We start from the raw sequence: 11,300 nt of genomic DNA, 5'->3' as shown, positions 1-11,300 counted from the left end.
AAGTGCATGATCAGTTTCTCATAACGATCAACCATCCAATCCTCAAAAATCATAAAGCGCACGGTCAGGAACTGTTGCCCGGATTAGCCCATATCGATCTGTTATATCAAATGTTTCGAGAAAATGGTCATGATTACAGCGAGCTTGAGCTTCGTAATCTAACGATCTATCATCCGATCATGGTGGGACAAGATTATGATGTCATGCTGAGCATTCAGTGCACGCAAGGCAAAGCAGGACAGTGGCAGATTCGGATGGAGGGTCAGACACAGCGCAACGGCATTTTAGACTCGGAGAAAAAGCTGTATGTCACTGCTGAAATGCATCAAAGTGCTTCCGCGCAGTTCGATGAAACGCTGGATCTACTCATGATAGAACAAGCGGCAAACAAAAAGGTCAATCTGCATGACGTGTATGAGCAATGCCGCCGTCAGGAATTGGTGCATACAGGTTTTATGAAGGCAGAAGGAACGATTTACGAAACAGATTCAGCGGCGGTAATGGATATTTCACTCGGTAAACATGCCCTTCCCAGTGCGGAAGGGTTCATGTTTCACCCGACATTGATCGATGGGTCTGCTATCGGCTCGATGGTATTGTTCACCTCGGTAGTCCAAGAAGAACAACGGCTATTTTTGCCGCTTTTTTATGAATCTTTTCGGGCCACAGCTCTATTACAGCAACATTGCTTTGCCAGAGTACAAACTTCATCCATTCAGCGAAAAAATGAACTGATGTATATGACGCTGGAGTTCTTTGATCGTTCAGGCAAAAAGATAGCTCATTTGCAAAATTTTGCGGGCAAGTTAGTACGTGATCCTGGTCTGATCAATCCCAATAAAAAAGAAGTACCTCAGCTCCGAGCGGATATCCAACCATTGAAGCAAACGGTATCTCTCTCGAAAGAATCTGTTCATGAATCGAGTGAGCAACAGTCTGCCTTAGCGAATCAAGCACAAACTTTTTTACAACAACTGCTGGCAGATCGATTACAAGTTCCAGCCACGTTGATTGATACGCAGATTGGTTACTATGAAATGGGGCTAAACTCACCGGGCTTGTTGGAAGTGGTGCAGGCTGTTGAAGCAAAAGTAGGAGCGCCGCTGGCTCCTACTTTATTGTTTGAGTATACGAATATTGCTGAGTTGGCCGCCTATCTTGCCGAGAATCATGCTTCCGTATTCAGCGGGCTTGATGTGATAAAACAGGAAGGTAGCCAAGAGTTGCCGCAACCTGCAAGGGTCGTAGATTTATCAGCAAGCTCTGAGAATCATGCAGCGAATGCCAATGAAGAAATTGCCATCATCGGGATGGCAGGGCGTTATCCAGAGGCAAGAAATCTTCAAGAATTCTGGATGAATTTAAAAGAGGGCAAAGACTGCATCAAAGAAGTCCCGAAATCTCGCTGGGATTGGCAGCGGTTTGGAGAACTCAAATCCCCTTCAGGAAAGCAGATGTCCAAATGGGGAGGGTTTATTGAAGACCCGGATTGCTTTGATTCTCCATTTTTCAGAATATCGCCGCGGGAAGCAGAAACGATGGACCCCCAAGAGCGTTTGTTTTTGGAAACGTGCTGGGAAGCGATGGAAGATGCGGGTTATACGCCGAAGACGATTGTTCCGCCGCGGGGGAGCAGTAACAGGCGGCAGGTTGGTGTCTTTGTTGGCGTGATGCACAAGGATTATTCCCTAATCGGAGCGGAAGCGATGTCTCGGGGAGAAATGTTCCCGTTATCCTTGAACTATGCACCGATTGCTAATCGCGTTTCTTATTTCTGCAATTTTCATGGCCCGAGCATGGCGATTGACACCGTATGCTCATCCTCGCTGACGGCTGTTCATTTGGCGCTGGAGAGCATCAAGCGCGGAGAATGTGAGGTAGCATTGGCGGGCGGCGTCAATTTATCCTTGCATCCTGGCAAATATTTGTCCTATGGCATGATGGATATGCACTCTAGTGATGGCTATTGTCATACCTTTGGCAAGGATGGCGATGGGTATGTTTCTGGAGAAGGTGTCGGTACCGTCGTGTTAAAGCCATTGCGCAAAGCGATTGAGGATGGAGATCATATTTATGCCGTGGTAAAAGGAAGCAGTGTAAACCACGTCGGATCGGTGAGCGGGCCTTCCGTGCCAAGCCCTGTTGCTCAGGCAGAAGTGATTACAGCATGCCTGGAAAAGAGCGGTGTGGATGCGCGAACGATTGGTTATGTGGAAGCGCACGGGACCGGAACTTCTTTAGGCGATCCAATTGAAATTCAAGGATTGGTGAAAGCGTTCCGTCAATATACAGAGGATCAGCAGTTTTGTTCCATAGGCTCAGTGAAATCAAATATCGGGCATGCAGAATCTGCAGCGGGTATCAGCGGTCTGCAAAAAGCTGTCCTTCAGCTCCACCATAAAACGCTCGTTGCTTCCTTGCATTCCAAGGAAGTGAATCCGTTTATTGATTTTGCGCAATCTCCTTTTTATGTACAGCAACGGACAGAAGAATGGAAATCGGTGAGCATGGAAAACGGTCAAGAAGTCACTGTTCCGAGACGAGCAGGGGTTAGTTCGTTTGGGGCTTCAGGGTCCAACGCCCATATTATTTTGGAAGAATACATCCCAGCTGGAACCAAGCCGAAAGCGCCAGCCATTGGCTATAAAAATCACCCAGTGATGATTCCGCTATCTGCCAAGAATAAGGAACGATTGCAAGCCTATGCACAAAGATTAGCGGAGTTTCTAAAAAGGGCATCATCAGACAATCACCCTCAACCAAGTGAGGAAGAGAAGCGAAATCAGCTTCAAGTCATGCTGGAGAAGAAGCTCCGCAAGATTTTATCCAGTATTATTCATGTGGGAGAAAATAGCATTGAGATGGAACAAGAGTGGCATGAATACGGAGTAGACCTCGTTCAAATCACACAGTTTAAGCAAAAACTGCAAGAGGAGCTACATATTCAGCTTGATATCAAGGAGTTCGATCAAGGCAGCTCCATTGCTTCCGTCATTGCTTCTCTCGTGGATAACCATCAAGACGATATAGAGGGCGAAGTTCAGTCTTTTGCTGATCCAGCAATGCAAATCGATCTGGAAAATGTGGCGTATACCTTGCAAGTTGGACGAGAAGGGATGAAAGAACGAGTAGCCTTTGTCGTCGAGGATATACCTGAGCTGATCGGAAAATTGGAAGCTTATTCGAGAGGCGAGAATACGATCGGTAATTGTTGGGAAGGGCGCTTGAAGCCGAACAACGAGTCATCTGGATTCCAAAGCTGGATTGCAGAAGGCAACATCAGAAAAATGGCTGAATTATGGGTGACTGGCTATGAAGTCGATTGGGAACAGCTTTATCTTAATAACAAACCTAGACGTGTTCCCTTGCCGACGTACCCATTTGCGAAAAATCGTTATTGGATTCCAGAGAGCAAAAATAAATCTGTAAGCGGCAAGACAGCAGCTCCATTCACGAGCGAAGCGGCCATTCATCCACTGTTGCAACGGAATACTTCTGATTTTTCTGAACAGAGGTTTAGCTCCACTTTTACAGGTCAGGAGTTTTTCCTAACGGATCATGTCGTGAATAATCAAAGAATCTTGCCGGGAGTTGCCTATCTGGAAATGGCCAGAGCCGCAGCAGAGCAAGCAACGGCTGCCTTGACCGAAGAACCAGCCAAGATTCAACTCAAAAACGTGGTTTGGACACGGCCACTTGTTGTGGGGGACCAACCTGCACAGATACATATCGGTCTTGTTCCCGAAGAGAATGGTGAGATTACTTTTGAAATCTATAGCGAGTCGGAGGCTATGGATGCAGAACCCGTCGTACACAGTCAGGGCAGCGTCATGCTTCATTCTATTGCTGAGAAACATGCCTTGAATCTGCCATCCTTACAAGCAGAGTGCGGTCAACGTGCGTTTTCATCCGAACAATGCTACAGCATTTTTCATTCGATAGGAATGGATTATGGGTCGGCACATCAAGGAATTGACACCTTGTATGTAGGAGAGGGCAAAGTATTAGCCAAGCTGTCCTTGCCAACCACCGTTTCCGAAATGGAGAGCCCTTTTGTCCTGCATCCAAGCCTAATGGATTCTGCTTTACAGGCATCTATCGGGCTCATGATGGGTGGGGCAGCGGATGGCCATTCCAGTCGCAAGCCCTCCTTGCCTTTTGCCATGGAGGAAGTGGAAATCCACGGAAAGTGCACATCCTCAATGTGGGCGTACGTTCGTTACAGTGCTAACAGCAGCGCAGATGACAAGGTGCAGAAGCTGGATATTGATTTGTGTGATGAACAAGGAACCGTTTGTGTACGAATGAAGGGATATTCCATGCGAGTGCTGGAGGATGGGAAGCCAGCGAGCCACGTTCCTTCGAGCATAGCTTCTTCCGTGACCTCACTAGAGCCTCCTGTGGGGAATCTCATGCTGTCCGCTGTGTGGGATGTGACTCCAGTTGAGAAGGGGCAGCTTTTCCCTACTGCTGATGAGCAGCTTGTCATTGTGGGGGGAAATGAAGAGAATAGCAGCGCCATTCAACAATATTATCCACGAGCAAAAGTGTTGTCCATTACGGCTGAGAATACGATTGAGGAAATCGTACACCGACTGGAAGAGCTTGGTTCCATTGATCATCTGGTGTGGATCGCTCCTTTTGATGCGATAGATTCCTTGGCGGATCATCGATTAATCGCGGGGCAAGATCAGGGAGTAATTCTATGCTTCCGAACGATTAAAGCCTTGCTTCGCTTGGGATACGGAAGTAAGGAGTTGGGGTGGAGCGTCATCACGGTTCAATCCCAGCCTATTCGCCATACAGATGTTGTGAATCCTTGCCACGCCAGTATTCATGGGTTAATTGGTTCGATGGCGAAGGAATATCCAAACTGGAAGATTCGACTCATGGATGTAGAGGCCGAAACTGAATGGCCGTTGGATGATATGTTGAGGCTGCCAAGAGATCGTCAGGGGCGTCCATGGGTTTATCGTCAGGGTGAATGGTATCGCCAGCAGTTGCTTACCGTCGATCATCCTCCGATCGATCAGACGCGTTTGAAGCAGGGTGGCATTTATTTGGTGATTGGCGGTGCTGGTGGCATCGGCGAAGCATGGACTGAATATATGATTCGTACTTATCAAGCCCAGATCATATGGATTGGCCGTCGTCAAAAAAATGAAGAGATTCAAGCGAAGATGGATAGACTGGCCGCTTTGGGACCAGCACCAGACTATTTAGCAGCGGATGCAACGCAGCAGAGAGCTTTGCAACAAGCTTATGAACAGATAAAGCAAACGTATAAACGGATTGACGGAGTTGTTCATTCTGCCATGGTCTTGGTTGAGGAAAGCTTGGAAACTATGCAAGAGGAAGGTTTCCGAGCAGTGCTTTCGTCTAAGGTTGATGTGAGTGTGAACATCGCCTTGGTATTTGAGGAGGAACCTTTGGATTTCGTATTATTCTTCTCTTCGCTCATGGCAGTTACCAAAGCTCCGAAGCAAAGCAACTACGCTGCCGGATGTACCTTTAAGGATGCATATGCTCATCAACTGACCCAAGCATGGCCATGTGCGGTCAAACTGATCAATTGGGGCTATTGGAGTAGTGGGCAAGTAGAAGATTCTCATCAAGAGATGGTAGAAACTTATCGTCGTTTGGAGCAAATCGGCATTGGCCTTATTCAGCCTCCAGAAGCCATGCAAGCTGTAGAGACACTTCTCGCAGGAGCCATGGATCAAATTGCTTTAATGAAGATCACAAAGCCTATTGTCATTGAAGGGATGAAGCTTGAAGAATGGGTGGATGTTCACCCTGAACTTTATCCATCCATCCTACAGCTGTCTGCCCATGAAAATGAAGGGCTTACTGATGTGGTGGCTGCCTTCATCGAGGAGCGGTTGAAGCAGGAGCAATCTGCGCGAATTCGGATTCTGGAAATCGGAGCAGGTCCAGAATCCACCAGTTCCTTGATTTCACAAAAACTACATGCCTATCAAGAGCTTATCAGCTTCCAAGTTTTTGATACAGAAGCGGCGTTTGGTGAACAAGGAATGCATGCTGGTGAATACGATCTGATTATCACAGCTGATAAACTCCATGCAGCTCAATCAATTCGCCAAACCCTGCGAAACTGCAAGAATCTCTTAAAAAGGAATGGTCTGCTTCTAGTAAAAGAGATGACCGATCAAAACGTGCGTAAAGACCTCGCAGAAGGTCTTTTACTACCTCTGGAAGCTTGGCAGAAAGTATTGAGAGATGAGGGCTACCGAGTTGTCTCCTATCCACAGTTGATGATTGCTGAAAGTGACGGCATTGTCCGCAAGTCCAAACAACAGCAGAAATCAAGTGGGGTCTCAGCCTCTACTCAGCCAAGTCCTCCAGCTACAGACAGAGGAGCAAGCACGGAGGAAATGCTTCGGGAGAAAAGCATAGCCTATTTCAAGCAATTGGTCGGAGAAACACTGAAAATTGCATTTGACCAGATCGACTCTTCTGCCGCCCTTGAGGAGTATGGCATTGATTCGATTATGATTGTGCAAATGACGAATGTCTTACGGAAAAAATTGCATCAGATCAGCACGACCCTCTTTTTTGAATATCAAACGATTGATGCGCTGGTCGAGCATTTCATGACAACACAAACGGATGAATTACTAGCATTAGTAGGAATAGATGAGCAGCAGCCTGTTCAAAAGCAAACAACCAACTCAGCAGCTTCTGCAAAGCCAACCAGAGAGCAAGCTGGAACGACAGTTCGAAAGGCAAAGCCTCGCCGTTTCCTGCAAGCTCTTGATACGGAAGCAGAAAAACCAACAGCGCCGTCCAGACAGGATGTGGCGATCATTGGTCTTTCAGGCCGGTATCCGCAAGCGGAGGATGTCTGGGAGTTTTGGACTCGCCTGAAAGAAGGGAAGAATTGCATCACGGAAGTACCGGAGGATCGTTGGAATTGGCAAGAATTTTTCAGCGAAGAAAAAGGAAAAAGAGGATACATGTACACCAAATGGGGCGGTTTCATCGAGGATATGGATAAATTCGACCCGCTATTTTTCCAAATATCGCCTAACGAAGCAGAGCAGATGGACCCTCAGGAGCGCTTATTTTTACAAACGGCATACGCCAGTATGGAAGATGCGGGCTACACTCCTGCCACTTTAGGAGAAAGCAGAAAAATTGGTGTGTTTGTTGGTGTCATGAATGGAAATTACCCAGCAGGAACGAGCTACTGGTCGATCGCGAATCGACTTTCCTACCTGTTCAATTTCCAAGGACCAAGTCTAGCAGTGGATACGGCGTGCTCCTCTTCTTTGACGGCGATCCATTTAGCCTTGGAAAGCCTGTACAGCGGAACAAGTGAATGTGCCATCGCTGGCGGCGTCAATTTAATTGTCGATCCGTTCCACTATATTCGACTGTCTGGAGCGACTATGCTTTCTGCTGGTGACTGCTGCAAGTCGTTTGGCGACCAAGCGGACGGCTTTGTAGATGGAGAAGGTGTGGGAGCCATCGTATTGAAGCCTCTGCAAAAGGCGATTGCCGACGGTGACCACATATACGGCGTGATCAAGGGAAGCATGCTCAATGCAGGCGGCAAAACAAATGGATACACGGTTCCCAACCCCATCGCACAGTCGCAGGTAATCCACGAGGCATTGCAGCGGGCAGGAGTGGATGCTCGTGCCGTCAGCTATATCGAAGCGCACGGTACAGGTACCGCTTTGGGCGATCCAATCGAGATTGCAGGACTGACTCGCGCATTCGGACAATACACGAAAGACAAGCAATTCTGCGCCATCGGCTCGGCGAAGTCGAACATTGGGCATACGGAGAGCGCGGCAGGAATTGCAGGCTTGACCAAAATATTGCTTCAGATGAAATACGGTCAAATCGCACCATCCTTGCACGCTGAGGTAATGAATCCAAACATTGATTTCAGTGATACACCATTTGCTGTTCAGCAAAAGCTGACAGAATGGAAACGACCCATCATTGAAATCAACGGAGTAACCAAGGAGTATCCGAGAATCGCTGGGCTATCGTCATTTGGGGCGGGAGGAGCCAATGTCCATATTGTCATCGAAGAGTATCTCGAAAAAGATAGACAGCCCAAGAGTAGCATTCAGCCACAGCAACCAAAAATGATCGTGCTCTCAGCGAAGAACGAAGAGAGACTGTTCGCTCAAGTGAATCGATTAGTGAAGGCGATCAAAGAAGAATCATTCACCGATGCCCAATTGAGTGATATCGCCTTTACGCTTCAGGTAGGACGGGAAGCGCTGGAAGAACGCTTGGCTGTTATCGTCAGATCAGTGGGTGAGCTTGCGGAAAAACTAACGCAGTTTACAGAAGGTGCAGAGAACATTGCCGAGCTTTATCGTGGGCGAGTGAAGCGCAATCATGACACGGTAGCCCTTTTTGCTGATGAAGATATGAAGCAAACAGTGGAGACATGGATTGCCAAGGGGAAATACGCAAAACTGATGAACCTTTGGGTCAAGGGCGTCTCTTTTGACTGGAATAAGCTATATAGCGAGGATAAGCCGCGCCGCGTCAGTTTGCCTACCTATCCGTTTGCTAGGGAGCGTTATTGGATAGACGTTCAAAAACCAATGGCAACAGGTAGGACGGAAGCTTCTTCCGTTAGCGGGGATATCCTCCATCCATTGCTTCACAAGAACACCTCTGACCTTTATGAGCTGAGATACAGTTCTAGCTTTACAGGGCAGGAGCCGTTTTTGGCTAATCATCTTGGAAACGGGCAGTGCCTCTTGCCACTCACTGCTTATCTGGAAATGGCACGGGCGGCAGTGAAACAGGCAGCAGGAGATCGAGAGGGGACTTTATCTGGAATTCGAATGACTCATATTGCTACAGATGTTCCGCTATTGGTGGGCGATGATCTGGTTCAGGTACACCTGGGTATCGATCCAGAGGAAACTGGAGAGCTTGCTTATGAAATCTACAGCGAATCGAAAGACGAGGATACCAGGTCTGTGGTACACAGCCAAGGTATGGTCGAATTCACTTCGCTCGTGGAAGCACCAATGTTGGATCTAACTGCCTTGCAAGCCGAGAGCAGCGAGATGCTTACTGCCCGACAATGCTTCGAGCTGTTTCACGGGATTGACCAAGTATACAGGGCGCGGGGACAAGTACTGGTAAAACTCTCCTTGCCTTCGATTGCTAGGGAGACAGCAGGACAATTCGTTCTCCATCCTAGCCTGCTGGAGTCTCTGTTGCAGTCATCTCGTTATCTCATCACGGAGTCTATATCATCTGACAACATCAGCTCCATCCAACCAAGTGGTACTTTTACCCTTGAAGAGCTGGAGATCATAAAGGATCATCCTGCTGTCATGTATGCTCTCATTCGATCCAGTGAGGAATCGGAGAACAAGAAAATAGATATCGATTTATGTGATGAGGCAGGCAAAATAGGCGTGAGGATGAAAGGTTTTGCAGTTGGAAGTGAAAAGCCTGGAGCGACGGTGAGAGAGACTCAGGAAGCAGTGATTTCCGCTCCACCGCTGATGGGAACCACGATGCTCACTCCAGTATGGAACGCTGTATCGGTAGAAAAAGGGGAAGTCATTCCAGCAACAAGTGATCAAGTAGTCATCGTTTGTGCCGAAAAAAAGGACAGAAGTCTCCTTCAACGTCATTACCCTCAAGCTTCTGTTATACAGCTTCAGCCAGTTGATTCTATAGAGGTTATCGCAAGTAAGCTGGAAGAGCAGGGTGTGATCGATCATATCATGTGGGTTGCTCCTGACAGCCCTTTGGAATCCGTAAAAGAGGAGTCCTTGATGATCGAGCAGGAGCGGGGCGTTATTCAAGTTTTCCGTTTGATCAAGGCTTTGCTTGCGTTGGGATATCAGACGAGAGACTTGGGCTGGACGATCATTACTGCTCAGGCGCAGGCTATCTACAAAAAAGATACGGTTCATCCAACGCATGCCAGCATCCACGGGTTGATCGGATCGATGGCGAAGGAATATCCGAACTGGAAGGTAAGACTCGTTGATTTGGAAGCGCATGCCGATTGGCCGCTACGCGATATTTTTGCTTTACCTGCCGATGCTCATGGAAACGCTTGGGCATATCGTGGACACGCGTGGTATCGCCAGCAGCTGATACCCGTGCAGAGTCCTTCCATCAACCAAACCGTCTACAAACAGCATGGAGTCTATGTTGTGATTGGAGGCGCGGGCGGTATTGGACAAGCGTGGAGCGAATACATGATCCGCACCTATCAAGCACAAATCATTTGGATCGGTCGCCGCAAGAAAGAGGAGTCGATTCAGAACAAAATAAATCAACTTGCTGCCCTAGGACCTGCACCGCTTTACATCGAAGCCGATGCTACAGATCGCGAGTCGCTGCAATCTGCTTACGAAGAGAGCAAGAAACGATTTGGCCAGATTAACGGGGTGATTCATTCCGCCATTGTACTCCTTGATAGAAGTCTGGCGAATATGGACGAGACGACCTTCCGAGCCGGACTGGTACCAAAAGTAGAGGTAAGTGTGCGGATGAGCCAAGTGTTTGGCGAGGAGCCATTGGATTTCGTCCTGTTTTTCTCCTCGATTAACTCGTTTACGAAATCGCCTGGACAAAGCAATTATGCTTCAGGCTGCGCCTTTAAAGATGCTTTCGCCCACAAGCTTGCCGAGGAATGGACGTGTGCGGTGAAAGTAATGAACTGGGGATACTGGGGCAGTGTGGGAATCGTTGCGTCCAAGGGCTATCAGGAACGAATGGAACAGATCGGCATTGGCTCGATTGAACCTTCAGAAGGAATGGAGGCATTGGAAGCCTTGCTATCAGGTCCGATGAATCAATTGGCGCTGATGAAAACGATCAAGCCACTCGATATGGAAGGAATCCATACAAGCGAATCTGTTGCAGTCATTTCAACCAAAATTTCCTCCAGCATGGCAAGCATTAAAAACAAGTTGAAAGTAAAAGAGATGCCGAAAGCAGCCTATTTTGCTTCAGAATTGGATACGGACACGGACAGCTTGTTTGAAAACGTACAAGCAACGATCATTCAACTCGCCTCTCAAATCCTGAAGGTAGAGAGCGACGAAATAGATACGGATATTGAACTAAAGGAGTACGGATTCGATCCAGTCAAGCTCACCGAATTTTCTACCAAAATTAATCAGACGTACAAGCTTGAGCTGACACCTGCTGTGATGATGGACTATCCAACGCTTAAGCACATCACTGAATTTCTAGTCAATAGCACCCTGAAATCTCAATCAGAAAGAGAACAGGACAACCCGGTTCTATACGTGTAAGCCGAAGGAGTG

At 47.7% G+C, this 11,300-nt stretch carries 1 protein-coding gene; it reads left to right on the top strand.

Annotation, left to right across the window (positions count from 1 at the left end; genetic code table 11):
* Positions 1-2 precede the first annotated feature (2 nt).
* Positions 3-11,288: an SDR family NAD(P)-dependent oxidoreductase gene (locus tag ACKKE8_RS21175; protein ID WP_409174764.1), complete on the top strand. Its 11,286-nt coding sequence runs from the start codon at positions 3-5 to the stop codon at positions 11,286-11,288.
* Positions 11,289-11,300 lie beyond the last annotated feature (12 nt).

This window comes from Brevibacillus fortis, from assembly GCF_046196545.1.
Taxonomy (GTDB): domain Bacteria; phylum Bacillota; class Bacilli; order Brevibacillales; family Brevibacillaceae; genus Brevibacillus; species Brevibacillus fortis_A.
Note: the sequence above shows the minus strand (reverse complement) of the source record. Positions and strands in the feature narration are given on the sequence as shown.